Source organism: Agrobacterium sp. FDAARGOS_525 (assembly GCF_003938925.1).
Classification (GTDB): domain Bacteria; phylum Pseudomonadota; class Alphaproteobacteria; order Rhizobiales; family Rhizobiaceae; genus Agrobacterium; species Agrobacterium pusense.
Window position 1 is genome coordinate 1,705,478 of the sequence record NZ_RKIU01000004.1, and the last position, 25,861, is coordinate 1,731,338.

Below are 25,861 nucleotides of genomic sequence, written 5' to 3' on the forward strand. Positions count from 1 at the left end.
CTCTTGCTGGCTGGCGTCCTCACGCATCCTGATCGTCAGGCGTGAAGAACACGTCAGCGTGCATGTCCTCCCTGCGCAGTCCCCGTCCGAAGGCGACCTCCATCGCTGCATCGACCATCGGCGGCGGCCCGGCGACGTAGGCTTTCCAGCCGTCGAGATCCTCCAGATCCTCGGCCACCGCCTGGGTCACGAAACCGCGCCGGTGCTGCGCTGACTCTGCCTCCGAGAGCACGGCCGAGAAGGCAAGAGTGGAGTGACGCTCGGCCATGGCCTGGAAATGCTCCACGAGATAGAGATCTCGCTCGCCGCGTGCGCCGAAGTAAACATGGATCGGCTGCTTCATGCCGTGCGCAAGAGCGGTTTCGACGATCGATTTGATCGGCGCCAGGCCGGAGCCCCCGGCGATGCAAAGAATCGGGCCGGAATGATGCTGGCGCAGGTAGGAAGAGCCCAGCGGAAATTCGAGCGCCACCCTGTCGCCAGTCTTCAGCCCAAAATGCACATGCTCCGAGGTGACGCCGCCCGGAACGCGACGAATGTGGAATTCAAGGCTGTCGTCGCCGTGACGATTGGCCATCGAATAACTGCGCGCCGGCGCTCCATCGAAGCCGACCTGCGCATACTGCCCGGCGGTAAACAGCAACGGGCTACCATCCGCGGGTGCAATCCGCACCAGCTTGATATCGTGCGTGAGATCGTCGAGGCCGGTGACAATCGCGTCCAGGCGTCGCGGCGTCTCCACGGAATCGTCGTCATCGCTGCCCAGCCAAGCGACGGCCGCATCCGTTTGCGGCATAGCGCGGCATGCGAGGATCAGGCCATCGGCCTTCTCTTCCTCGGTGAGCGCGAAGCGCGAGTGCTGGAGCAATTCCACCTCGCCCTCGATCAGGCGGGACTTGCAGGAGCCGCAGCGGCCGGAACGGCAACCGTGAGGATAGGGAATGCCGACGGCGAGCGCGGCGTCGAGGATGGTTTGGTCCTCTTGGACCTCAAGGCTGGTCCGCGCTTGCCGGATATCAACGAACTTGCTCGTCATCTGCGTCTCCTCACAGGCTCCCGGCGAGACCGAGCGCCTTGACGAGGCCCGGCTTCTGGCTCGGGAAGGTCCCGTAGAAGACTTCCGATCCGATGATGGTGATCGGAGCGACCCGGACGCCGGTCCGGGCCTTTGCCTCCTCGGCGATCTTCGGGTCGGTGAGGTCGCGTTCCTCGTAGGCGAGGCCCTGTTGGTCGAGCCAGCGTTTGAGCGCGTGGCAGTCCGGACAGGTCGGTGTGGTGTAGATGAGAATCTGGGGTTTGCTGCTCTCCGTCATCGGTCTTGCCTTTCTCTGAATTCGACACGGTTGCCCCGCCGCCAGGCCGCCCAACCGCAGGCGGATTTGGCAGGATTGTCGTCAGCGTGCGGCTTCCAGCGCTTGTAAGGTCAAGACTGTTCGTGCGCGGAAAAGGAAAATTCGAGATATGACGCAGGGGCAGAGAAGGACTGCGCCAACTGTCCCGCCGATCGACAGCGACCGTGTTTCGCATTGTGATTGCGCGCCCATCCGGTAAACTGGGCGAGACCAATCAAACACGGACAGCTCTTGGCGATCAAATGCCGGCAGGTTCCGTCCCGAACTCAGGTAAAGCACGCAGATGACTGCTCTCAAGAAGACAAACGCCACGAAGCCAGACGATCGTGCGACCCCCGAGCATATGGAGGTTGAAGGTCACCTCCTGCTCCCTTCACTCTCGCAGAACGAGATCACGATCCTCGCGGAAACGTTTCGCCTGCTCGGCGATCCCTCACGGTTGAAGATCCTGCTGAGCTGTGTACCGGCGCCCATTTCGGTGGGCGATATCGCCGAGCGGCTCGACCTGTCCGTGACCCTCGTCAGCCACCATCTACGCCTGCTGCGCGGCGCGCGTCTCGTCAAGGGCGATCGCCAAGGCAAGCAGATCTTCTACGCGATCGCCGACCAGCACGTCAGCCATGTTCTTCAGGATATGGCGACGCATATTTCAGAGGATCATGCGGACGACTGATCCGCCTGGAGAAGAGCATAATTTTACCACTAACACTTGAATAGCTGTTCAAGTGTGTTATTGACTCCTTCCGAAGCCGCGCAGGGCGTGTGAGCACGCGCGCCCGCTACGGCGGCCGGAAAGGAGATCGGAATGACAACTGGACTTTCAACGCCGGACGCTGGTGAACGGCTCGGCTTTCGTGTCGACGGCATGGATTGCGCAAGCTGCGTCGGCAAGATCGAGACGGCCTTGGGCCGTCTGGGGGGTATCTCCGACGTTGCCGTCAACTTCGCGACCGAGACATTGCTGCTCTCACGCGATGCCACGAGCAAAACGACGTCGAAGGATATCGCCAAGAAGATTCGCTCGCTTGGGTTCGACGTGACCGAGCTGCCGTCTTCTGCGATTCCCGCCGCGCCTGAGCAGCGCTCCGACGCCCATGCTGGTCATGATCACAACGGCTGCGCCGGCGATCACGATCACGGTCACGCAAGCCACGACGATCACAGCGGCTGCGGCGGCCACGATCACAAGCACGACCATGGTCATGACGGTCACGGTCACGATCACGCTCACCATGACCACGACCACGCTCATCACGATCATGATCACGGCCACGGTGGTTGCTCTGGACATGATCACGCGGGCCTTGCGCCAACTCCCCGCGCCGCACCGGCCTCTCCGCCCAATGTCTCCATGCGCGTCGAGGGGATGGATTGCGCAAGCTGCGTCGGCAAGATCGAGGTCGCCTTGGCACGGATGCCAGACGTCTCCGACGTGCGCGTGAACTTCACGACCGAAACGCTTGAACTGACGCTCGCTGCCGGCGCGATCACCAAGGTCGCCGACATCGAAAAGACGATCAAGAGCCTCGGCTTCGGTGTGTCTAACACACGCGAGCTTTCGGCTTCGTCGGATGCGGCCATCGACGTCGCGCCAGCGCCAGCGATGCCCAATCAGCGCTGGTGGCAGACCCGCAAGGGGAAGCATGTCATTGGGCTCGGTCTGCTGATGGGCTCGGCGTACGCCATTGCCCAATTCTTCCCCCTTTATGCGGAATGGATCTTTGCCGCCGCCGTCGTCGCGGGCGTCATTCCTTTCGCTCGCAAGGCATTCGCGCTCGCGACCTCTGGATCTCCGTTCTCTATAGAGACGTTGATGGTCGTCGCCTCGATAGGCGCCCTCGTGATCGGCGAGGCTGAAGAGGCGGCTGCGGTCGTATTCCTGTTCGCGGTCGGGGAATTGCTCGAAAGCGTCGCGGCCGGGAGGGCGCGCGCCGGCATAAAGGCCCTTGCATCGCTCGTGCCGAAGACGGCCGTCCTGCTCGATCCGAATGGCGGGCAGCGCAGCGTCCCGGCCACGTCCTTGCGTGTCAGCGATCTAGTTCTGGTGCGGCCCGGCGACCGCGTGCCGGCGGACGGGCAAATCATACAGGGCGCTTCCAGCCTAGACGAGTCGCCTATCACCGGCGAATCCGTGCCGCGCTCGAAGGCCAAGGGAGACAGCATTTTCGCCGGCTCCATCAATGTCGATGGCGTTCTTCAGGTCCGCGTTGAAAAGACGGCTTCCGACAACACGATCTCGCGCATCATCCAGCTCGTCGAGCAGGCGCAGTCCGCCAAGGCCCCGACCGCGCGCTTCATTGAGAATTTTAGCTGCTACTATACCCCGGCGGTGATGCTGATCGCCGCGCTGATCGTCGTCGTCCCGCCGCTCGCGATGGGCGGTGATTGGGACACATGGATCTACCGCGGCCTCGCGCTGCTGCTGATCGCATGTCCCTGTGCGCTTGTCCTCTCGACGCCTGCTGCGATTGCCTCGGGCCTCGCCGTCGGCACGCGCCGCGGCCTCCTGATCAAGGGCGGTAATGCGCTCGAAACCATTGGCAAGGTGAGCGCCATCGCCTTCGATAAGACGGGTACGCTCACCGAGGGCAAGCCGCGCGTCACCGAAGTCTTCGCCTTTGGCAAGAACGAGGAGAGCGACGTTCTCGCTTTGGCAGCGGCGGTCGAAACAGGTTCGAGCCATCCGCTTGCGAAGGCGATCATCGGCCGTGCCGAAACCGATGGCATCGCCGTTCCCCTTGCACAGGATGCATCGGCGACGGCGGGTAAGGCCGTACATGCGACCGTTGCCGGACGTCGCCTCGCCGTCAGCTCCCCGACCCATGCCGCACAGATGGTGACGCTCGGGGTGCTTGAGCGCAGCGCCATCGAGAAGCTCGAAGATCGCGGCAATACCGTTGCCGTCCTTTTCGACGAGCAGGCGAAGGAAGTCCTCGGCCTCATCGCCCTGCGCGACGAACCGCGCCGTGACGCGCGGGAGGGTGTCGCCCAGCTCAAAGCTATGGGGGTCCGCTCCGTCATGCTAACCGGCGACAACCGGCGCACCGCCCAGGCCATTGCCAAGGGTCTCGGTATCGAGTGGAGCGCCGAGCTGCTTCCGCAGGACAAGCTCGATCTCGTCAACGAGATGAAGCGGAAGTCCAAGGTGGCCATGGTCGGCGACGGCATCAACGATGCTCCGGCACTGGCGACGGCCGACGTCGGGATCGCCATGGGCGGCGGAACCGATGTGGCGATCGAGACTGCGGACGCCGCCCTGCTCAAGAGCCGTGTCACGGACGTCGCCCATCTCGTCGCGCTGTCCCGCGCCACCATGGCGAACATCCACCAGAACGTCGTCTTCGCTCTCGCGTTGAAGGGCCTGTTCCTCGTTACCAGCGTCCTCGGCATCACCGGCCTCTGGATCGCGGTCCTTGCCGATACGGGCGCAACGGCGATCGTCACGCTGAATGCGTTGCGGCTCTTGCGCTTCAAGGGTGCGAAGTCTGCCGATGACGGTCGCGATGAGGGCATGCGTTCTCACCCTCTCGTCCCGGCCGAAAGCCACTAGTCGCTCGCACTCAAGGAGCCGCCAACCGGATCGGTCTGGCGGCTTCACACAACTGGAGCCCGTCGAGGTAACGCTGATCCATCGCGCTCATTCGGGGACGGACTCCGCTTCTTCCAAGACGTCGGCGAAGCGAGACATGCGGTTGGCCACGACATGGCTAGGCGGCAGCGTCAAGGGTCTGTTCGGAAACATCCTGCAAGGCCCTTGACCTTTCCATCGTTGGAAACCGCACCTTCGCAGAAAATGAACGTCGCCGCATCCGGCTGGCCGGGGGCGCGCGCCTTTTGAAGGTGAACGAGAATGAGTAATAAAGCCGCCGCCCTGTTTTTAGCCGGCGCCGTCATCGCCGGTGGCACGCTTGCCATCGTCTATCGCGACGAGATCGGACCCTACGCCAAAAGCGTTCTGGCGCTTGCTTCCTCGACCGCTGCGTCGGAGGCTGTCGCGCAGCCGGCACAGATGCCTGTTCCGCAGGTGCCGGTTGCCGAGGTCATCACGCGCAAGGTCGCGCCATCCGTTGAGTTTACCGGCCATCTGGAAGCGACCAAGGCTATCGAGCTGCGTCCGCGCGTCGGCGGCGCGATCGTCGCCGCCAGCGTTCCCGAAGGCGGTCTCGTGCGGCCCGGCGAGCTTCTGTTCCAGATCGATCCGCGACCGTTCGAGGTGGTCCTGAACGCGGCCAAAGCGCAGTTGCAGCAGGCAAACGTCCTGCTCGATCAGGCCGAGATCGACTTCGGGCGCACCGAGGCGCTCGCTTCGAACGGCAACGCGCCGCGCAAGGCTTTCGATGACGCGCTGGCCATGCGGCGTCAACGCCAGGCGCAAGTCGACATCGCCAAGGTTGCCGTCTCGGCCGCCGAACTCGATCTCTCCTTTGCCCGCGTCACCGCGCCGATTGCTGGGCGCATCGACCGGGTCCTCGTCACGGAAGGCAATCTCGTCACCGGCGGCAATGCAGGCGCTGCGACGCTCCTCACCACGATTGTCGCGACCGATCCGCTCTACGTCTATTTCGACATCGACGAAGCCACCTATCTCGGCTTCGTAGCCAATGCCCGCGCACCCGAGACGGGAACGGTTGCCGGCAAGCTCCCGGTGCATCTGGGCTTGATGACCGATACGGGTTTTCCGCATGCCGGCGAACTCGACTTCCTCGGCAACCGCGTGGACCGGAGCACCGGGACGATCCGCGCAAGAGCCATCGTCAAGAACCCGGACGGCAGGCTGACGCCCGGCCTGTTCGCGCGGGTCAAGCTCGTCACGGCCGAACCAGCCCAGACCGTGCTCATCGACGATCAGGCGATCGGTATCGACCAGGGGCGGCGCTACGTTCTCGCTCTCGGCGCCGACAACAAGGCGGAATACCGCCCGGTCGAAATCGGACCCATGATCGATGGCCTGCGCGTCGTCGCGGCGGGTCTCAAGCCGGCCGACAAGATCATCGTAAAAGGACTCGTCCGCCCAGGCATGCAGGTAGTTCCGCAGATGATCTCCATGGCGCCCGGCGACACCGCTACAGATGACCGGGCTGCGGCAGACTCGCAGGAGGCGCGTCAATGAATATCCCGCGCTTTTTCGTCGACCGCCCGATCTTCGCGGTCGTTCTGTCCGTCCTGATGCTGATCGCTGGCGGCCTCACGCTCCTGAAGCTCCCGCTCAGCGAATATCCCCAGGTCACGCCGCCGACGGTGCAGGTCACCGCCAGCTATCCCGGCGCAAATCCCGCCGTGATCGCCGAAACCGTCGCCGCCCCTCTGGAGCAGGCGATCAACGGCGTCGAGAATATGCTCTACATGAGTTCACAGGCGGCGACCGACGGACGCATGACCCTGACCATTGCGTTCAAGCAGGGCACCGATCCCGACATGGCGCAGATTCAGGTGCAGAACCGCGTTTCGCGCGCATTGCCCAGGCTTCCGCAGGAAGTGCAGCGCATCGGGGTCGTGACGCAGAAGACGTCCCCAGACATCCTGATGGTCGTCCATCTCGTCTCGCCCGACAATCGCTACGATCCCGTCTACCTGTCGAACTTCGCCACCTTGCAGGTACGCGACCAGCTTGCGCGCCTGTCAGGTGTGGGTGACGTACTCGTCTGGGGGGCTGGCGAGTATTCCATGCGCGTGTGGCTCGATCCGGCCAAGGTGGCCGCGAGGGGGCTGACCGCCAGCGACGTCGTTGGGGCGATTCAGGAACAGAACGTTCAGGTGGCCGCCGGCTCGGTCGGCCAGCAGCCCGAAGCCTCGGCCGCGTTTCAGGTGACGGTCAACACGCTCGGAAGGCTGTCCAGTGAGCAGCAGTTCGGCGAGATCGTCGTAAAGACAGGCACCGACGGTCAGGTCACCCGCTTGCGCGACGTTGCCCGCATCGAGCTTGGCGCAGACTCCTATGCCCTTCGTAGCCTCCTCAACGGCAAGCCGGCGCTCGCGATGCAGATCATCCAAAGCCCCGGCGCGAATGCGCTCGACGTATCGAGCGCCGTCCGCACCACCATGGCCGAACTTCAGAAGGGCTTTCCGGAAGGCATCGAATATCGGATCGCCTACGATCCAACGGTGTTCGTCAAGGCGTCTCTCGAAGCTGTGGTCATGACGCTGCTCGAAGCCGTCGTGCTGGTCGTTATCGTCGTGGTTCTGTTCCTCCAGACGTGGCGGGCGTCGATTATTCCCCTTGTCGCCGTTCCCGTCTCCTTGGTCGGCACATTTGCGCTGATGTATATGTTCGGTTTCTCGCTGAACACGTTGTCCCTCTTCGGCCTCGTTCTCTCGATCGGCATCGTGGTCGACGACGCGATCGTCGTGGTCGAGAACGTCGAGCGCCACATCGCGCTTGGGGAAACGCCGAAAGAGGCGGCGCGCAAGGCCATGGACGAGGTGACGGGGCCGATCGTAGCCATCACCTCTGTCCTGTCGGCCGTGTTCATTCCATCGGCGTTCCTCTCGGGCTTGCAGGGCGAATTCTACCGCCAGTTTGCGCTGACGATTGCGATCTCGACCATCCTGTCGGCGATCAACTCCCTCACGCTCTCTCCCGCGCTTGCTGGCGTGCTCCTGAAACCCCACCACGGCGACGTGAAGCGCGATCTCCTGACCCGCGTGATCGACTTCCTGTTCGGCTGGTTCTTCCGGCTGTTCAATCGCTTCTTCGACGGCGCTTCGACCGCCTACGTCTGGTCGGTGCGCCGTGCCGCGAGGCTCAGTGTTCTCGTCCTGCTCGTCTATGCCGGCCTGGTCGGCATGACGTGGGTCGGCTTCCAGACGGTGCCGGGCGGCTTCGTGCCGGCCCAGGACAAATACTATCTCGTCGGCATCGCCCAGCTCCCGACTGGCGCTTCGCTCGACCGCACCGAGGCCGTCGTCAAGAAAATGTCGGAGATCGCGCTGGCCGAGCCGGGCGTGGAGAGTGTCGTCGCGTTTCCAGGGCTCTCGGTCAACGGCATGGTCAACATCCCCAATGCGGCCGTCATGTTCACGATGCTCAAGCCGTTCGACGAACGAAAGGACCCGTCTCTTTCGGCCTTTGCCATCGCCGGCAAGCTCATGGGCAAGTTCAGCCAGATTCCCGATGGCTTCGCCGGCATCTTCCCGCCGCCGCCCGTTCCGGGACTTGGTTCGACCGGCGGCTTCAAGATCCAGATCGAGGATCGAGCGGGCCTCGGCTTCGAGGCGCTCGCGCAGGCTCAAGGCGCGGTCATGGGCAGAGCGATGCAGACGCCCGAGCTGGCCGGCATGCTGGCAAGTTTCCAGGTGAACGCGCCGCAGGTGCAGGTCGATATCGACAGGGTGAAAGCGAAGTCGCAAGGCGTGCCGCTCAATACCATCTTCGAGACGTTGCAGGTCAACCTCGGCTCGCTCTACGCGAACGACTTCAATCGCTTCGGCCGCACCTACCGCGTGATGGTGCAGGCGGACGCGCCGTTCCGCATGCAGCCCGAGGACATCGGCCGCCTGAAGGTCCGCAACGCGACCGGCAACATGATTCCGCTTTCGGCTCTGCTGACCATCAAGCACAGCTCAGGCCCCGATCGTGTCATGCACTATAACGGCTTCCCCTCTGCGGACATCAGCGGCAGTCCCGCGCCCGGATACTCGTTCGGGCAGGCCACCGCCGCCATGGAGCGCATCGCATCCGAAACCTTGCCAGCGGGCATGGCCTTCGAATGGACCGATCTCGCCTATCAGGAGAAGCAGGCCGGCGACACAGCGATGTATGTCTTCCCGCTGTCCGTCTTGCTCGCGTTCCTGATCCTCGCGGCGCAGTACAACAGTTGGTCGCTTCCCTTCGCGGTGCTGCTGATCGCTCCAATGGCGCTCCTCTCGGCGATCGCCGGGGTGTGGTTCACTGGCGGCGACAACAACATCTTCACGCAGATCGGCTTTGTCGTTCTGGTCGGACTTGCCGCGAAGAACGCAATCCTAATCGTCGAGTTCGCCCGAGCGAAGGAGGATGAAGGCGTCGATCCGTTGGCCGCCGTTCTCGAAGCGGCCCGCCTGCGCCTTCGGCCGATCCTGATGACGTCGCTCGCCTTCATTGCCGGCGTGATTCCGCTCGTCATCGCCACCGGAGCGGGCGCCGAAATGCGGCACGCCATGGGCATCGCCGTCTTTGCCGGCATGCTCGGCGTGACGCTATTCGGCCTGCTTCTGACGCCGATCTTCTATGTGGTCGTGCGGCGGCTCGCGATCAGGCGGAGCGCGTCGCCCCAACAGGCGACCGAAGTCCATACCTGAGCAGGCCGACACACAATTCCACGCCGGGGCGGCCCATGGCTGCTGCCGCACCCCGGCGCGGTCGGGCCGTCAGGGCCTCAGCGATCGAACACGCAGCAAATCATAAACACGCGGCTATCCGGAAGGGACTTCAAACATGGATATCGGCATCGGCGAACTCTCTCAGCTCACCGGCGTCAAAATTCCGACGATCCGCTACTACGAGCAGATTGGGTTGCTGCGCGAGCGCTTGCGGAGCAAGGGAAACCAGCGACGCTATGACCACGGCGCGGTCCATCGCCTTCTCTTCATCCGCCGCGCCCGCGATCTCGGCTTCAGCATCGAGGCGATCAAGGACCTGTTTCGACTTGCCGACGTCTCGTTCTCAAGTCCGGCCGAAGCGCTCCGCATCGCAAAGGAGCAACTCGCTGCGGTCGAGGAAAAAATCGCTCAACTGGAAACACTCGAAAAGATGATCCAGCTCGTTGCCGAAAGCGAGAATGACGGGGATCTGATCCCGCTCGATATTTTGCCCTTGAAAGACACCAGCCGCGATGGCGATGCTGAGGTGAAAACTTCAAGCAAAGGCCGCGAATCGATTCACTAGCCTCATCCCAAGGACCGACGACGTTGAGATACTATTCCCATGTGAAAAGGAGCCAGAGCTGCGTCGTGGTCGGTGCGGGACCGGCGGGCCTGATGCTCGGGCTCTTGCTGGCCCGCTCGGGCGTCGATGTTACGGTCATCGAAAAACATCAAGACTTTCTGCGCGATTTTCGCGGGGACACCATCCATCCATCGACCCTCGAAGCGATTCATGAGCTTGGCTTGCTCGATGAGCTTCTTTCTCTCCCCCATCAGAGAGCCTACCATCTCCACGCTGAGATCGCCGGCCGCAAGGCCACGATCGCCGATTTCTCCAGACTACCGACGCGCGCTAAGTTCATCGCCTTCATGCCGCAATGGGACTTCCTGAATTTTCTTGCGCGAAAGGCAGGCGAGTTTCCGCGCTTTCGGTTGATCATGTCCACTGAGGCAACTTCGCTCCGTTGGGACAATTGCCGGGTTGTCGGCCTGAATGCTCGCCAGGGCGAACGTGAACTCGCCATGGAAGCCGCTCTCGTCATCGGGGCGGACGGACGCAATTCGATCATCCGCAAGGCGGCTGGACTTGAGGTTCAGAGCTTCGGTATCGCTACCGACATTCTCTGGATGAAGATCTCCAAAAAAGCAGGCGATCCGCAGCAGGCAATGGGCCACGCCGGTCCGAGCCAAGGGCTGGTCTTGATCGATCGTGGCGTTTACTGGCAATGCGGTTATGTAATCACGAAGGGAACCGTTGATTCGCTGAAAGAGCAAGGGCTTGAGGCGCTTCGCGCCAGGATTGCCGACGTAGCACCATTGTCGGCGGATCGATTTGAAGAAATCCGTTCCTGGGATGACATCCATCTGCTCAGTGTTCGCATCGACCGTCTCAAGTCGTGGTGGAAACCCGGCGTGCTTTGCATTGGGGACGCGGCCCATGCCATGTCGCCCATTGGCGGGGTCGGTGTGAATCTCGCGATCCAGGACGCGATCGCCACCGCCAACACGCTGGCGGAGGCTCTTCGCGAGGGGCGGCTGCAAACGCGCATGCTCGAAGCCGTACAGCGCCGTCGCAACTTCCCGACCAAGGCAACCCAGAAACTGCAATTGATGATGCGCAGCCGGAAGCGTGCCGGTGAAGCGGGCAACACGCAAATTCGAAGACCTCCGCTTTTCATGCGCCTGATTGCCCAGTCACACCTACTGCCGCGGCTGACCGGCCGCCTCATTGGGATCGGCTTCCGACCGGAACATGTGCGCACGCGGCTCGTCGATTGGACGTGTTCATTGAGAGCCCCGGCTAGGTAGATGCTACGCGATGAAGCGCCGGGAAGCCATTGAGGGCGATACCCCGAAGTCTTTTACACGCGCCACCGGCTTCACTCGTCCGTTCGGCAATGGCCTTGTCGCTGGCTGGACTATTCCTTGAAGCCCATCCCGATCCTGACCACGCATTGTGCGACGGTCCAAGCCCCTTGTGTCTCGCTGCACTCCCCGCGTCCCTTTCGCAGGAGAAGGCCGTCGATGATCTGGTGAAGTCCTTCGACAGGTAGTGCGAACTTCGCGTTATCAAGAAGCGCCTTTTGCAGTGAATGAGACAATGGTGCGGGCGGTCGGACTCGAACCGACATATCCGTAAGGACGGCGGATTTTGAATCCGCTGCGTCTACCAATTCCGCCACGCCCGCACTTTGCCGCCGATCTTACTCTAGGTCTCGGCTCCTAGCCGACCCCTAGCGCCATTTCGACGGAAACCTCTCACTTCACTTCCATACCGCCAGTCCGTTGAAAACACGACGCTTTCACTTCACCGTGATTTTCTGTGGATTGGTAGACAAATCCCTTTTTGAGTGCGGCGCGTCTACCAATTCCGCCATTGGGGCAACGGTGGTAATGTCACGGCGTCTATCACGGGCGAGACCCTGCGTGCAACCCCAAAAGCTGGAAATTTGCGCGTTTGAGCGTGTAACCTCGCGCCTTTCAAATGGCAGCTCATCGCTGCCATTCCTTGGAATTTTAAGCGTTTCGCTGTGCCTGAGCACCAGGTAGGGCGTGGACGGGCGGGCCGCTGGCTTCCGGTGTGGCGCTCGTCGTTTCCCACCATTGGCCGAGAGAGTCGATCAGCGGTACAAGCGTGTTGCCCGCGGGGGTCAGGTCGTATTCGACGCGCAACGGATAACCCTGAAACTCTGTCCGTTGAACGATGCCAGCGTCTTCCAGTTTGCGCAATTCCAGTGCGAGCATCTTATGCGAGATCGTCGGGTTGTCCCTGCGCAGATCGCTGAAGCGTTTTGTGCCATCCTTCAGGTAGTAGATCAGGAGCGTCGGCCAGCGCCCGCTCAGGACCTGCATGGCCTCCTCGATGGGGCAACGGGATACAAGGTCTTTCATCAGCGCCTCGTGGTTACAAAAAGGTTCGTAATTTACTTGGCGCCACCCGGCGCTAAGTTCAACCCGCTGCGCAGCGCCCTCGAAACTGAGAGTATGAAAAATGGAACCGATTTTACTTTATGGCTTCCCGGCGGGAAGTTCGATGGGGCTTGTCGCAGCGCTTGAGTGGCTTGGCAAGCCGTACAGGCTTTGCCGGGTGGATATGCTCGGTGAAATGCGGCAGGCGCCCTATAAGCGTATCAATCGACGCATCGAAACGCCCGTCCTTATCACGGACAGGGGCGAGATACTGACCGAGACGATGGCGATCGCTGCATGGCTGGAAACACGCGACACCGAGCGGCGTATCAGTTTCGATCTCCATTCACGGGAGGCCGAGCTGATGCATCAGTTTATGGCGTTCATCAACACCGGCTTCACCGGCGCTTTCACCCCGCTGTGGGTTGCGCTTGAGATGGAGCCGCCGAACCCGGCCCTGCAATCGGCTCTTCGGCAGTATGGAACGGACGCGGTCATCAGGCGGCACGACCTGCTGGAGGAGATGATTGGCGTCACCCCCTTTGCAATCGGCGACGGGCCGAGCCTCGCGGATGGAATCCTGGTCGGTGTCGCCCGCTGGCTGGAGATTCACGATGTGGCTGACCCGGGCCGGTGGCCAAAGCTAGCCGCGTTGCGCAGGCGTCTCGAGGCTGATCCCGCTGTTGTCTATGCGAGTGGCCTGGAACGTGGAGAGCCGGCGAAAGGCAATGGAAGCTGCCGGGGTCATGTTGATCTCACAACGCTTGTCGAACGGTTCGGAAACTGACGAGGGCAGCGTGGACGGATTTTACCGCCCACGCTGTCTCGAAATGATACATCCTCGGTTGCGTTTTCATGATAATTTTAGATAGTTCTAATAAATTAGTATGTACGCAATTGCTAATTGAATTTATAATGGCCGGGTGGAGTTTCCACGCGGGGCGGGAGTAGCCAACTCATAGGGAGGAAATTATGAGGGCTTTTTCTCGCAATTTATTATTGTCTGCCTGCCTGATCCTACCGGTCAACGCCCACGCGCTGGACATAGGGATCGGTGGAGAGAATGGGGTTAATGCGAGCGTGGGTGGTAATGGCAGCGGTGGGCTCGGGGTCGATGCTTCCGTCGGTGGCAGCGGCGGCGTCAACGCCAGTGCCGATGTCGGCGGCAGAAGCGGCGGCGGATTGGGCGCGGACGTCAACGCTTCGGTTGGTGGCAGCAATGGGGTCAATGCGGATGTCAACGCATCCGTCGGCGGTTCCAGCGGGGTCAATGCGGGCGTGAACGCCTCCGTTGGCGGCTCCAACGGCGTCAATGCCAATGTCGGCGCAAATGTCGGCGGATCCAGCGGCCTGGGCGTTGATGTCGGTCTCGGCATCGGCGGTTCAGGTTCCACGGGCAATCCCGGTAATCCGGGCAATCCTGGAAACCCGGGCAGTCCGGGAAATCCGAACAATCCCGGCAAATCGGGGCCGGTAACGCCTGGCGCCATGCGTAACGCCATTCAGGCTTATAACGACATGTCGCGCACCGAGCAGATCAGGCTCGCCCGGCGTTGCATCGATATTCTGGGTGGCGGATACGATGCGGCTTTGACGCAATTGTGCAAGATGATCCGGACGGCCTCGCGCTGAAGCTGGACCCGAACAATCCGGAGGATGCCGTTGGCGTCCTCCGGCCTCAGTTGCCCTTGCGACCGAAGGACAGGATTTTCTGCCGCAGGCTGCGGGCGAGGTTACGGGTGTTGCGATACATGTCCACCTGCGTGGAAACCTGTCGAACGTCCCTGTCACTGTTCTGGGTGAGCCCCACGACAAGCGTGCCCATTTCCTGCCGTTCCTGCCAGAAGCGGCTCATGACAGGATGATCGGGCACGGCGCAGCTGTCACTGCGGAGAATATTGGCGTCGTCCAGATGCCAGTCGGTCAGTTTCTGTACCAGCAGCTTGCCGGGCGAGAATTGCGCGTAATTCTCGTCGAAGGCGGTCTTCCACGTATAGGCCTCGCCGGCGGTGATGAAGACGATCATGGAGGCAATGGCGCTTCCGTTGAGATCGATGGTGTGGATACGCACGGCATCGGCTTCGGCCAGGTTGGTGATCGCCTCGCGGGCGAAGGCCGCGCGATACCGGTCGTTGACCAGCGCGGTGCGTTTGCGGCCCTTCCAGCCGCTTGCCTCCAGCGCCAGAAACTCCTCCATGCGGTAGCGTATATCCTTCGGCTGGCGCGCGACAGTGTAGGATAACGCGCCCAACCTCTCGAGCTGTCGCCACTGCCGGCGCATTTCCCGCAAATGATGCGGGGCAAGGGCTTTTTGCAGATAAGCCTGGCCATCAAGCAGGCTTTCCAGCATCGGCCGGTGATAATGGCCCGTCGTCGTCACCGGCAGGTTGCGGCTGAGCGCGATGGCTCGGAACATGCGGGCAAAAGGCCCTTCCAGCCGCACATCCGGCAGAACCAGAACATTCGGCAGCCGCATGTCCCGGTCGGAAATGGCGTCAAAAAGGTTATCGAGGGTCTCGGCCGCCCCTTCGGTATCCACCAGCGGCGTCCCGAGCGGCCCGAAAGGATTGGCCCAGACGCGAATAATGGAAGGACCGATGGAAAAACCCGGCTTTTCAACGGTAAAAGGCATCAGAAACCGCATGCGGCTTCGGGCGCCGTTCTCATCGCGAATGAGGGCGAAGCGCACGGTCTTGTCGTCGATACGCGGCATGGCCGGAGCAAGAAGCCGGCCGGTGAAAAAGACGTTTGCCTCCATGACGCGGTTGGAGAGAAAGTCGAGTTCCTCCTGCATGTCGTAACCGAGCTGCCCCGGATAGATGCAGAATTCACGGCCTTCCCGGTCCACACGCCGGCTGCTGTCCGCCACCGGGCGATCACGCTCCGCAGACGCCATGAGCGCCGCGATGCGCGGGTCCTGAAAATCCGGATTCTTTGGATCGCTGGACATGCTTATCGTTACACCGCCTTACCAGTGTTTTGACTCGCCCGGGGGTCGTTGAAGGCAAAAAGGACGATCCCGAGTGTACGGCGTATGGCAACATGCAATAGCACAGCCTCTATGGACATGGCTATCGCCACCGCTGCCGCGGCGCCTGTCAGACCATAGACCGGAATGAGCGCCATGTTGAGTGCAATGTTGCAACCGAAGATGATAATATAAAGTATCACGCACAATTTTTGTTTGCCGGCCATATTCAGCAGCGTCTCTCCGGGGCCGATGAGCGCTTTTGCCAGGAACCCCGCAAACAGGAAGAACATCAGCTCGTAACCCTCTACGAAGCCAGGACCGAACAGCGACAGCAGGAATGGCCCGGCCAGAAGCACCACGCTGCCAACGGCGAGAGACGGCCAGAAGGCCCACCGTGCGGCCTGGCTCGCGAAGCTCGCAAGCCCCGGCCTGTCATTGGCCGAAATCAGCGCCGCGAGACGTGGTGCGGCCGCCGCCTGGACGGAGAAAAACACGAACTGCATCAACACGATGGTTTTCGCCGCGGCGAAATAGATGCCGACCTGATCCGGCGGCAGATAAAGGCCGACGATCACCACATCGGAATTGGTCATCAGAAAACCGATGCCGTCGATCAGAAAGACCGGAAAGGCAAATCTGATCCAGTGACGAAAATGAACCCTTCGGGCGGCGCTGCGGAAATGTCGGTTGAGCCGGCGGTTCAGGAAGACGAAGTGAAAAATGGTGGTGACATAAGTTGCGAGAAGCGCCGTCAGCATGGCCGTCGTCGCAGTCTTTTCGGCTCCCAGGGCAATGGCCACCAGCATGAACAGGAGGATCAGCACGGGACGTACGATGTAGGTGGGGCTAAGGGCGGAGATGGCCCAGCCATTGGCCCGCGCCGTGCCGTTCAACACATCGCCCAGAGCCACCATCGGCAGGGTGAAAAGCGCCAGCGAGACAGGAATGAGATAATAGGCGGCGATGCGCTCGCCAAAGAAATACAGAAAGATGAAACCGCAAAGCGCCAGCGTGCTGGCAGACAGCATGGCGAATACGCGGGCCGTCGAGGTTAGCCCCATGATCTTGTCATGGGCATCTTCCAGACGGTAGCCGGGCAGGAAGCGGATGACGGTGGTGTGGAAGCCGAGACAGGAAAGATTGCCGAACAGGATTACCAGAACCCACACGAAGGCGAAGAGGCCATATTCGAACTCGCCCATCAGGCGGGCAAGGATGATCTGCGATATGAAGGCGATGCCGGCGCTGACGATGCGCACCGCGAAGGCGACGAGCGCCATTCGCTGTGCCCGGGCAACCTCGTCCCTCGCGGAGACAATGAGGGCGATTTTATCGCCCAGCGGCGAAATCTTCGCGCGCAGGCCTGCGGGTAAGGCTTTTTCCGCCGTGCTGAGGATAGCCATGATCCACACGCCATTATTTCCAGTTGAATGGGCAGGCCGATTGTAAGCCCTTCATCCTTAACGAAGCGTTTGGGAGGCGGCTGCGCCTGTCCTGATGTCACCCGCTTCCCGCGGCTTGCGGATGCCGTTGAAGAGAAACAGAGCCAACGGGCTGCGGCGTATCGCCTGATGCAGAGAGTAAGCCGTGATGGTCGTGGCTGCGACGATGATGGTGAATTCAACGAGGGGCGGCAGGGAGATGAGAATAAAAAGCGTACCCAGAACGTAAATCAGCGGGTGGTGAAACAGATAGATAGTGAAGGACGCATCCGTCATCCGTCTGGCAAACCGGCTTGGCCGGTCGAAATACCGGCAGGCGAGGTCGATCAGCAGGCGGCTCACAGTTACTGCGGCAATTGCCGACACCAGCACGAGCAGGGCTGAATTCGAAAACGGACTTTGCAGCCTGAGTGTCACTGCCGCCGCAATGGCGGCCGTCGCTACGATTGCCGTGAGAATACCGGTCTGGCGAAAGCGGTGAAAGAGGGTCCGGTCGCGGTGGAGCAGGGCTCCGACAAGGAAGAAGGGCAGATAGCGCCCATAGGGGTCGGAAGCGCGCTCATAAAGAGAAAGCAGGCTGCTTTCGGTTTCTGCCGCAATCAGGCTGGAACCATATATCGCCAGCTCCCATAAAATGGGCAGGATGCAGAGTGCGGCGAAAAACACCCCGGCATGTCGCCGCCGCAGCCTGTCGAGCCTGTCTACTGCGCGCGCAAAAGGCGGACGTTCCAGAAGATACAAGAAAGCGGCAAGCACCACGGAATAGGCTATGAGAGCGGGCAGGAACCACAGATGCATGATCCATTGTTCACTCGGGCGCAGCAGACCCGGCAGGCTCTCAATCAGTCCTTCGGCTGAAATCTCGCCTTTGGCGATACCGGCCAGTCGCAACAGTAAAAGCTGCAGCGGCCCGAGCAGAACGAGCGTCACGACGAAGGGCACGCCGAGGCGGAGGAAACGTTGTCTGAGCCAAGGCATTTTGCCTTTTTTGCCAATGACCATGGTGGAAAAATACCCGGCGACCAGAAAAAACGCCGGCATTCGGAAGGTGACGAGCCCGGCACCGAGCGCGGTCAGGAGCGTGCTGGTCTCAAAATCCTTGATGTCCCAGGGCAGGGCGTAGCTATAGAGCAGTGAGGCATGATAGGGAATGCCGAGCAGCATCAGAAGCGCTCGCAACGGGTCCCAGTAATGTTCATAATCTGAACTGCTCGGTTGCATTTTCTCCTCGCGTCGCACATGCGATCACGCGTGATCTGCGCTAGCCGACACGACTATTGGTGGAAAACGCTAACAAACCCTTCATGCGCCGGCCGGTGTGGGCGGAGCCTTCTTTTTGGGTAGAAGATCGAGCACCAGCGCGCAGCCGAGGATAATGATGCCCGCGCCGAAGAGCTGAGGCAGCGACAGCGGCTCATCCAGCACGAGGGCGCCGATAAGCACCGCCACAACGGTGACTGCAAACTCCACACTGATGGCCTTTGTCGCGCCGATAACCGAGACGAGGCGGAAATAGGTTATGTAGGTGAGGCCGCTCATGACGATGGCCTGGATGAGCAGGTATAGGTAGTCGATCGGCGCGGGAATGCGGGGAATCGGAACTGCCAGCAGCAGTGGCAGCGTCATGATACCACCGGTCATGAATGAGCCGATGGTAATTTCCCATGAACCCACGCCTTTGAGATACCTGCTGGCATAATTGCTGCCGAAGGCCGCGCAGATGCAGGCGGCGACACAGGCGATGCAGCCGATGACAAAACCGGTCGTGACGGGTACGGCGGGAAAACCCACGAGCAGCACAATGCCGCCGAAGCCCAAAACCAGCCCCACGACACCTTGCCTCGTCAGTCGCTCCAGCCCCCAGACCTGCGAGATGAGCATGGAAAAAAGCGGGATGGTCGCGACCAATATTGCGGCCATGGCGGTCCCGACAAGTGGCGTGCCATAAGAAAGGCCGATCAACTGGCCGGCAACGGTGGTTGCGCCCACAATGGCAAAGGCTTGCCAGCTTGCCGAAAACGCCAGTTTGCGTCGCGCAGTTCTCGCGATCAGGAAAAGAGTGGTGGCGGTCACCAGTGACCGCAACGTCACTGCGCCGATCCAGCCGAATGCATCCACAACCTGTAGAAGCAGGAGGAAGGACGCGCCCCATGCGAGTGCGAGAAAAACATAGGCGGCAAGATCGCGAGGGGCCATGGCAGCATTTTCCGGAGGATGATCCAGCTCCCATATTGGAAACCGATCATGCCCGTCAACAACAATGAATTGCGCAAAGAAAATCGCCCGCAACCTGGGTTACGGGCGATGGTCTTCATCGGATATGCGCGGCGTTCAGGCCTGTTCGTAAACGCCGTGGCAGTGCTTGTATTTCTTGCCGGATCCGCAGGGGCACATTTCATTGCGGCCGATACGGCCCCAGGTGGCGGGGTTGTTCGGATCGCGCTCCTCGGCCGGCACGAAGGCGGCAGGCGCCGCCTGCAAGCCTTGAGCCATTTCATCCTCGCCCGTGTTCGGGTCAAGGTGATGGGCAGTCATTTCCGGCAGTTCCGGCTGCTGCGGCTCCTGCTGAACCAGTTCCACACGCATCAGCTGGGCGGTCACGGCTTCGCGCAGATTGGCGAGCAACGCCTGGAAGAGTTCGAAGGCTTCGGCCTTGTACTCCTGCAGCGGGTCGCGCTGGGCATAACCGCGGAAACCGACGACGGAGCGGAGATGATCGAGGTTGACGATATGCTCGCGCCACAGATGGTCGATCGTCTGGAGAATGACCGAGCGTTCGACATAGGCCATGATCTCGGGGCCGAAACGTTCCGCACGCTCGGCGGCGTATTTGTCGGCCGCCTCCGTGACGCGCTGGAGAATATCGTCTTCGGCGATGCCTTCTTCCTTGGCCCACTCTTCCACCGGCAGGTCGAGGTTGAGGAACTGGGCGATGCCCGCCTTCAGGCCTGCAATATCCCACTGTTCGGCATAGGCATTTTCGGGAATATGCTTGGTGACGAGCATTTCGATGACTTCGTGACGCATATCGGCTGCGGTTTCGCCGATATTATCGGCTTCCATCAACTCAAGGCGCTGATCGAAGATCACCTTGCGCTGATCGTTCAGCACGTCGTCATATTTCAGAAGGTTCTTGCGGGTCTCGAAGTTGCGGGCTTCGACCTTCTTCTGGGCGCGTTCCAGCGCCTTGTTGATCCACGGATGGACGATGGCCTCGCCTTCCTTGAGACCCAGCTTCTGCAGCATCGAGTCCATACGCTCGGAACCGAAGACGCGCATCAGGTCGTCCTGAAGCGACAGGTAGAATTTCGAGCGGCCCGGGTCGCCCTGACGGCCGGAACGGCCACGCAGCTGGTTGTCGATACGGCGGCTTTCATGGCGTTCGGTGGCGATGACGTAGAGGCCGCCGGCGGCCAGCGCCTTTTCCTTGAGCACCTTGATTTCGGCGCGAATCGCCTGTTCCTTCGCATCGCGCTCCGGACCCGGCTCCATGCCTTCCAGCTCGCGCTCGAGACGCATCTCGACATTGCCGCCAAGCTGGATGTCGGTACCGCGGCCCGCCATGTTGGTGGCGATGGTGACGGCGCCCGGCACACCGGCCTGCGAGACGATATAAGCTTCCTGCTCGTGGTAACGGGCGTTCAGGACCTGGAAGTCGGAGAAACCGGACTGGCGCAGGAGATGTGCCAGAAGCTCGGATTTTTCAATCGACGTCGTGCCCACCAGAACCGGCTGGCCGCGCTCATGCGCTGCCTTGATTTCGGTAATGATCGCCTGGAATTTCTCTTCGCCGGTGCGATAAACCTCGTCGTTTTCGTCGATACGCTGGATCGGCAGGTTGGTCGGCACCTCGATGACATCGAGGCCGTAGATGTTGCCGAATTCTTCCGCTTCCGTCGCTGCCGTACCCGTCATGCCGGCCAGCTTTTCATACATGCGGAAATAATTCTGGAAGGTGACGGAGGACAGCGTCTGGTTTTCCGGCTGGATCTGTACCTTTTCCTTGGCTTCGAGAGCCTGGTGCTGACCTTCGGAATAACGACGGCCCGGCATCATGCGACCGGTAAATTCGTCAATGATGACGATTTCGTCGTTGCGGACGATGTAGTCCTTGTCGCGGGTGAAGAGCTTGTGGGCCTTCAGCGCATTATTGATGTGGTGGACGATCGCGACGTTCTCGACATCGTAAAGCGATTCGCCCTTGAGCAGCCCCGCCTGCCGCAGCAGGTTTTCGAGCTTTTCGGTGCCTTCTTCGGAGAAGTTGGCCGAGCGCTGCTTCTCATCGATTTCGTAATCTTCCGGCGTCAAGAGCGGAATGAAGGCGTCGATGGTATTGTAGAGATCGGAACGGTCGTCCAGCGGCCCGGAAATGATGAGCGGCGTGCGCGCCTCATCGACCAGGATCGAGTCGACTTCGTCGACGATTGCGTAGTTGTGGCCGCGCTGAACCATCTGGGCGCGGTCATATTTCATGTTGTCGCGCAGGTAATCGAAGCCGAGCTCGTTATTCGTCGCGTAGGTGATGTCGCAGGCATAGGCCTCGCGGCGCTGGTCGTCGTCAAGTCCATGAACGATGACGCCGGTGGTCAGGCCGAGGAAGCGATAGAGCCGGCTCATCGTGGCGGCGTCGCGCTGGGCGAGGTAGTCGTTGACGGTGACGACGTGCACGCCCTTGCCGGCGAGCGCGTTGAGGTACACCGCAAGAGTGGCCACCAGCGTCTTGCCTTCACCCGTCTTCATCTCGGCGATGGCGCCGCCGTGCAGGATCATGCCGCCTGTCAGCTGCACGTCGAAGGGACGCATGCCGAGAACGCGGCGCGATGCTTCGCGGGCCACGGCAAATGCCGGGATCAGCAGGTCGTCGAGTGTCTTGCCGTCTGCCAGCTGCTGGCGGAACTCGGCGGTCTTGGCCGCCAGCGCTTCGTCGGAGAGCGCCTTGGTGGCTTCTTCCAGCGCATTGATGGCTGCGATCTTGCTTTTATAAGAGCGGACGCGGCGATCATTTGCCGAACCGAACAACTTGCGGGCTATTCCGCCGAGACTGACCATCTTACTGGCCCTTTCTGAAATTCCGTTTTGCCGGGCGCTTTGCTCCGTCACGCTGTTTTCAGCACAAATGACGGACTTCGCCCTTCAACGTATCTGGACGCGAGGTTGCGTGACAGATAAGAGGGGGGGCAAATGATGTCAACGGTTCTGCCCGTTACAGAATGGCCACATTCCGGTGTTTGGAAGTTTTTTCAGAGCCGGAAACCATGTCTGGAGCCGGCATTGTCCCCGAAAGGTTCAAAATGTTGCGCTATAATAAAATTGCGGCTGCGGTGATTGTGGCCACGCTCGGCCTCCAGCTTCCGGCTTTCGCACAGGAAGACAAGGTCGTCGCCAAGGTCGGCGATCTGGAAATCCACCAGTCCGAACTCGACCTCGCCATGAGCAACCTCGATCCGCAACTCGCGCAGCTTCCCGACGAGCAGAAGAAGGTCGCAGCCCTTTCCGGCGCGATCGATGTCAAGCTTCTCGTCAAGAACGCCAGCGCCGAAGGTCTGGAAAAGACTGAAGATTTCAAGAAGCGCATGGAATTCATCCAGGACCGTGAGCTGCATAACGCGTATTTCCGCAAGCACGTGGTCGACGCCGTCACCAATGACGAAGTAAAGGCCCGCTACGACAAGGAAGTCGCAGCCCTGCCGCAGGAAGAAGAGATCAAGGCAGCTCACATCCTCGTCGCCAGCGAGGACGAAGCCAAGGACATCATCAAGCAGCTTGATTCGGGCAAGGATTTCGCAGCCCTCGCCAAGGAAAAATCCACCGATTCCAACAAGGATGACGGTGGCGATCTCGGTTGGTTTGGCAAGGGCCGCATGGTGCCGGAATTCGAAGAAGCCGCCTTCGGCCTCGAAAAGGGCGCCTACACCAAAACGCCTGTGAAGACCCAGTTCGGCTTCCACGTCATCAAGCTGGAAGACAAGCGCATCGCGCCGCCGCCGGCTTTCGAGCAGGTCGAGCCGCAGGTTCGTCAGCTTGTCATGCGCGACAAGTACGTTGCCCTCATCGAGAAGGCCAAGGCTGACCAGAAGATCGAAATCATGGATGAGACGCTGAAGAAGGGCTACGACGAAGCCACGAAGGAACAGCAGGCACAGCCGCAACAGTAAAATTCGGATTACGGGGCGGCTTAACGGCCGCCCCGTTTCATCTCAGGCCATCTCCAGACATCCATTCCAGAATTTCAGGCGCTTCCCATGTCCGTTGCCGTTTCTCCGCTCGCTCCGAAATCCTATCCTGACATGCCTGCGCTCCGCGGCGTTCGCATGGCGACGGCCGCTGCCGGCATCAAGTACAAGAACCGCACGGACGTTCTCTTGATGGTGTTCGACAAGCCTGCAAGCGTTGCGGGCGTCTTCACCAAGTCGAAATGCCCTTCCGCCCCGGTTGATTTCTGCCGCGCCAATCTCGGCGGCGGCGCGGCGCGCGCCGTGGTGGTCAATTCCGGCAATGCCAACGCCTTTACCGGCCTCAAGGGCAAGGCCGCGACCGAGCTGACGGCGAAATCCGCCGCAGCTGCCGTCGGCTGCTCTGAAGGAGAGGTCTTTCTGGCATCGACGGGCGTGATTGGGGAACCCCTGGATGCCTCGAAATTCGCCGGTGTCCTGGGTGACATGAATGTTCGGGCAGAAGCCGATTTCTGGCAGGAAGCCGCCAAGGCGATCATGACGACCGACACCTATCCGAAGGTCGCCAGCCGCACCGCCGAGATCGGCGGCGTGATTGTGACGATCAACGGTATCGCCAAGGGCGCCGGCATGATCGCGCCCGATATGGCGACGATGCTTTCCTTCGTTGTGACGGATGCGGATATTGAGCCTGCCGCGTTGCAGGCCCTGTTGTCGGCCGGCGTTGGCCCGACCTTCAATTCCGTAACGGTCGACAGCGATACCTCCACCTCCGACACGTTGATGCTGTTCGCCACGGGCGCTGCGGCCGAAGACGGCCAGGTGAAAGTGACGAATGCCGATGATGAGCGCCTTTCCGGCTTCCGCGCCGCGCTGAACGATCTTCTGAAGGACCTTGCCTTGCAGGTCGTTCGTGATGGCGAAGGCGCGCGCAAGATGGTGGAAGTTACCGTGACAGGAGCGGAAAACGACGCCGCCGCCAAGAAGATCGCCCTTTCCATCGCCAATTCACCGCTGGTGAAGACCGCGGTTGCCGGTGAGGACGCCAATTGGGGCCGTGTCGTCATGGCCGTCGGCAAATCAGGCGAAATGGCGGACCGCGACCGTCTCGCCATCTGGTTCGGCGGCGTGCGCGTAGCCGTCAACGGCGAACGCGACCCGAACTATTCCGAAGCGGAAACCAGTGCCGTCATGAAACTGGAAGACATCACGGTAAAGGTCGATATCGGCCTCGGTCAGGGAACGGCTATCGTCTGGACCTGTGACCTGACGAAAGAATATGTTGCGATCAACGGCGACTACCGGAGCTGACCGTTGGAGCCGAAGAGAATGCAGGACAACAAGGCCGTCAATCTGCCGCTGGTTCGCCGTCTGGAAGCCGTCAGCTTCCGGGCGTGGCCAGCCTCGTCGGTTATTTATGACGGCAGCTGGCAAATCCGTCTCACGGGTTCGCATCCCTCCAAGCGTATCAACTGCGTAGTGCCGCTCGATCCGTCCGATTACGGAAACAGCGCGGTGCGGCTGGAAAAGGCGCGCAAGCGTTTCGATGATTTCGGCCGGCCGCTGGTGGTGCGCGAAACGACGCTGATGCCGCCGCAGCTTGTGGAATTTCTGGTCAATGACGGCTGGTCGATGTTCGAAGAGGTTGTGGTCATGACGGCCGATCTTTCCGACATGGAGTTGCCGGAAACGCTGGTCAGCCTTCCGAGCCACGATATCGGCCGTTTTGTAGAGGCGAGCATCAAGGTGAGCGATGGCGATCCGGCGCTGCGCCCGGCAATTGCTGAAATCGTCAGTTCCATCAAGCCGACGCTCGGTCTCTTCATCAATGAGGAAGTGGAAGGCAATCCGCTCGCAACCGTCATCTGCGTGCAGGACAACGATCTTGCCGGCATCCTTTCCCTCGATGTCGAAAAGTCGCAGCGTAAGAAGGGCCTCGGTACGCAAATCCTGTCATCCGCACTGCGCTGGGCCAGGATCAGCGGCGCAAAAAGCGCGTGGCTGCAGGTTGAAGCCGCGAATGCGCCGGCAATCGCACTTTATGAGAAATTCGGCTTCTCCGAGGCTTATCGCTATCGCTATTGGCGCAAGGGTTCAGGAGAATGAGCGAGGCCGGCAAAAAAATCCTGCTGGTCGCCGCCTGCGCCCTTCTCGATCAGGATGGCCGCATTCTTCTGGCGCAACGTCCGGAAGGCAAGTCGCTCGCGGGCCTGTGGGAGTTTCCGGGCGGCAAGGTGGAGCAGGGCGAGACGCCCGAGGAAACCCTCGTGCGCGAACTGGACGAGGAGCTGGGTATCAAAACCAAGATCGCCTGCCTTGCGCCTTTGACATTTGCCAGCCACACTTATGAAACATTCCACCTTCTGATGCCGCTTTACGTGTGCCGTCGTTACGAGGGCATTGCGCATGGCCGGGAAGGACAGGCGCTGAAATGGGTAAAACCGCAGGCATTGCGCGATTATCCCATGCCGCCGGCCGATGAGCCGCTGATCCCCTTCCTGCAGGATCTGCTTTAGAACAGGCAATCGCCGGCGTCCCTCGCTTATGATCCCGTCACAGCTTCGTGAAAATGCCCCGTTGCCAGTGCTTTGCCGTGTCAAAACGGGTCTGTGTTAAGAGATCGTTCAGCACCCTCTGGCAGATTGTTAAGCTAAAGAAGCGGTAAACTGCGCG

At 60.9% G+C, this 25,861-nt stretch carries 21 protein-coding genes and 1 tRNA gene; 13 read left to right on the top strand and 9 right to left on the bottom strand.

Annotated elements, in window-relative coordinates:
• Positions 1-19: 19 nt before the first annotated feature.
• Both EGT36_RS24410 and EGT36_RS24415 read right to left on the bottom strand, forming a co-directional pair.
• Complete coding sequence (locus tag EGT36_RS24410) at positions 20-1,036, bottom strand: 2Fe-2S iron-sulfur cluster-binding protein (RefSeq protein WP_003500193.1); 1,017 nt, start codon at positions 1,034-1,036, stop codon at positions 20-22.
• 10 nt (positions 1,037-1,046) lie between these two features.
• On the bottom strand, positions 1,047-1,313 hold the full coding sequence (locus EGT36_RS24415) for a glutaredoxin family protein (RefSeq protein ID WP_003500194.1): 267 nt from the start codon (positions 1,311-1,313) through the stop codon (positions 1,047-1,049).
• Positions 1,314-1,635: 322 nt separating this feature from the next.
• On the opposite strand from EGT36_RS24415, the gene EGT36_RS24420 reads away from it, so the two are divergent.
• The 7 genes from EGT36_RS24420 (at position 1,636) to EGT36_RS31380 (ending at position 11,746) form a co-directional block, all read left to right on the top strand.
• On the top strand, positions 1,636-2,025 hold the full coding sequence (locus tag EGT36_RS24420; RefSeq protein WP_428839562.1) for an ArsR/SmtB family transcription factor: 390 nt from the start codon (positions 1,636-1,638) through the stop codon (positions 2,023-2,025).
• Positions 2,026-2,157: 132 nt separating this feature from the next.
• Positions 2,158-4,902: a heavy metal translocating P-type ATPase gene (locus EGT36_RS24425; RefSeq protein WP_080600488.1), complete on the top strand. Its 2,745-nt coding sequence runs from the start codon at positions 2,158-2,160 to the stop codon at positions 4,900-4,902.
• A 300-nt stretch (positions 4,903-5,202) separates the two neighbouring features.
• A complete protein-coding gene (locus EGT36_RS24430; protein WP_003500202.1) occupies positions 5,203-6,462 on the top strand; it encodes an efflux RND transporter periplasmic adaptor subunit in 1,260 nt (419 codons plus the stop codon).
• Positions 6,459-9,629, top strand: a complete 3,171-nt coding sequence (locus EGT36_RS24435) for an efflux RND transporter permease subunit (RefSeq protein WP_003500205.1) — start codon at positions 6,459-6,461, stop codon at positions 9,627-9,629. Before EGT36_RS24430 ends, EGT36_RS24435 begins: the two co-directional genes overlap by 4 nt.
• A 136-nt stretch (positions 9,630-9,765) precedes the next feature.
• The gene (locus EGT36_RS24440; protein ID WP_003500212.1) at positions 9,766-10,215 is read left to right on the top strand and encodes a MerR family transcriptional regulator; all 450 of its coding nucleotides are present in this window, start codon (positions 9,766-9,768) and stop codon (positions 10,213-10,215) included.
• A gap of 23 nt (positions 10,216-10,238) precedes the next feature.
• Positions 10,239-11,501, top strand: coding sequence for an FAD-dependent oxidoreductase (locus tag EGT36_RS24445; RefSeq protein WP_046801861.1), 1,263 nt, complete (start codon positions 10,239-10,241; stop codon positions 11,499-11,501).
• Between the two features lie 29 nt (positions 11,502-11,530).
• Positions 11,531-11,746, top strand: coding sequence for a hypothetical protein (locus EGT36_RS31380; protein WP_375797014.1), 216 nt, complete (start codon positions 11,531-11,533; stop codon positions 11,744-11,746).
• A 48-nt stretch (positions 11,747-11,794) separates the two neighbouring features.
• Here EGT36_RS31380 and EGT36_RS24455 read toward each other — a convergent pair.
• Together EGT36_RS24455 and EGT36_RS24460 are read right to left on the bottom strand one after the other, a co-directional pair.
• A tRNA-Leu gene (locus EGT36_RS24455) sits at positions 11,795-11,881 on the bottom strand.
• A 328-nt stretch (positions 11,882-12,209) separates the two neighbouring features.
• Positions 12,210-12,584, bottom strand: a complete 375-nt coding sequence (locus EGT36_RS24460) for a winged helix-turn-helix transcriptional regulator (protein WP_125271209.1) — start codon at positions 12,582-12,584, stop codon at positions 12,210-12,212.
• Between the two features lie 100 nt (positions 12,585-12,684).
• Between EGT36_RS24460 and EGT36_RS24465 the strand changes: the two genes are divergently transcribed.
• On the top strand, positions 12,685-13,389 hold the full coding sequence (locus EGT36_RS24465) for a glutathione S-transferase family protein (RefSeq protein WP_125271210.1): 705 nt from the start codon (positions 12,685-12,687) through the stop codon (positions 13,387-13,389).
• A gap of 185 nt (positions 13,390-13,574) precedes the next feature.
• Positions 13,575-14,234: a polysaccharide biosynthesis GNAT family N-acetyltransferase UppQ gene (gene uppQ / locus EGT36_RS24470; protein ID WP_003585617.1), complete on the top strand. Its 660-nt coding sequence runs from the start codon at positions 13,575-13,577 to the stop codon at positions 14,232-14,234.
• 46 nt (positions 14,235-14,280) lie between these two features.
• Here the strand turns inward: uppQ and EGT36_RS24475 are convergent, their stop codons facing one another.
• The 5 genes from EGT36_RS24475 to secA form a co-directional block, all read right to left on the bottom strand.
• Complete coding sequence (locus tag EGT36_RS24475) at positions 14,281-15,552, bottom strand: GNAT family N-acetyltransferase (RefSeq protein ID WP_125271211.1); 1,272 nt, start codon at positions 15,550-15,552, stop codon at positions 14,281-14,283.
• 8 nt (positions 15,553-15,560) lie between these two features.
• The gene (gene uppV / locus EGT36_RS24480) at positions 15,561-16,976 is read right to left on the bottom strand and encodes a Wzx-type polysaccharide biosynthesis protein UppV (protein WP_022562960.1); all 1,416 of its coding nucleotides are present in this window, start codon (positions 16,974-16,976) and stop codon (positions 15,561-15,563) included.
• A gap of 57 nt (positions 16,977-17,033) precedes the next feature.
• Positions 17,034-18,236, bottom strand: a complete 1,203-nt coding sequence (locus EGT36_RS24485) for an acyltransferase family protein (protein ID WP_022562959.1) — start codon at positions 18,234-18,236, stop codon at positions 17,034-17,036.
• An 81-nt stretch (positions 18,237-18,317) separates the two neighbouring features.
• A complete protein-coding gene (locus tag EGT36_RS24490) occupies positions 18,318-19,211 on the bottom strand; it encodes a DMT family transporter (RefSeq protein ID WP_003585624.1) in 894 nt (297 codons plus the stop codon).
• A gap of 135 nt (positions 19,212-19,346) precedes the next feature.
• Positions 19,347-22,064, bottom strand: a complete 2,718-nt coding sequence (gene secA, locus EGT36_RS24495; RefSeq protein ID WP_125271212.1) for a preprotein translocase subunit SecA — start codon at positions 22,062-22,064, stop codon at positions 19,347-19,349.
• Positions 22,065-22,306: 242 nt separating this feature from the next.
• Here secA and EGT36_RS24500 point away from each other — a divergent pair, with 242 nt between their 5' ends.
• The 4 genes from EGT36_RS24500 (at position 22,307) to mutT (ending at position 25,704) form a co-directional block, all read left to right on the top strand.
• Positions 22,307-23,170, top strand: a complete 864-nt coding sequence (locus EGT36_RS24500) for a peptidylprolyl isomerase (RefSeq protein WP_035211677.1) — start codon at positions 22,307-22,309, stop codon at positions 23,168-23,170.
• 87 nt (positions 23,171-23,257) lie between these two features.
• Positions 23,258-24,499 (top strand): bifunctional glutamate N-acetyltransferase/amino-acid acetyltransferase ArgJ, encoded by a 1,242-nt coding sequence (gene argJ / locus EGT36_RS24505; protein WP_125271213.1) that lies wholly within the window; start codon positions 23,258-23,260, stop codon positions 24,497-24,499.
• A gap of 18 nt (positions 24,500-24,517) precedes the next feature.
• Positions 24,518-25,294 (top strand): GNAT family N-acetyltransferase, encoded by a 777-nt coding sequence (locus tag EGT36_RS24510; RefSeq protein WP_006698498.1) that lies wholly within the window; start codon positions 24,518-24,520, stop codon positions 25,292-25,294.
• Positions 25,291-25,704, top strand: coding sequence for an 8-oxo-dGTP diphosphatase MutT (gene mutT, locus EGT36_RS24515; protein WP_003585633.1), 414 nt, complete (start codon positions 25,291-25,293; stop codon positions 25,702-25,704). Before EGT36_RS24510 ends, mutT begins: the two co-directional genes overlap by 4 nt.
• Positions 25,705-25,861 lie beyond the last annotated feature (157 nt).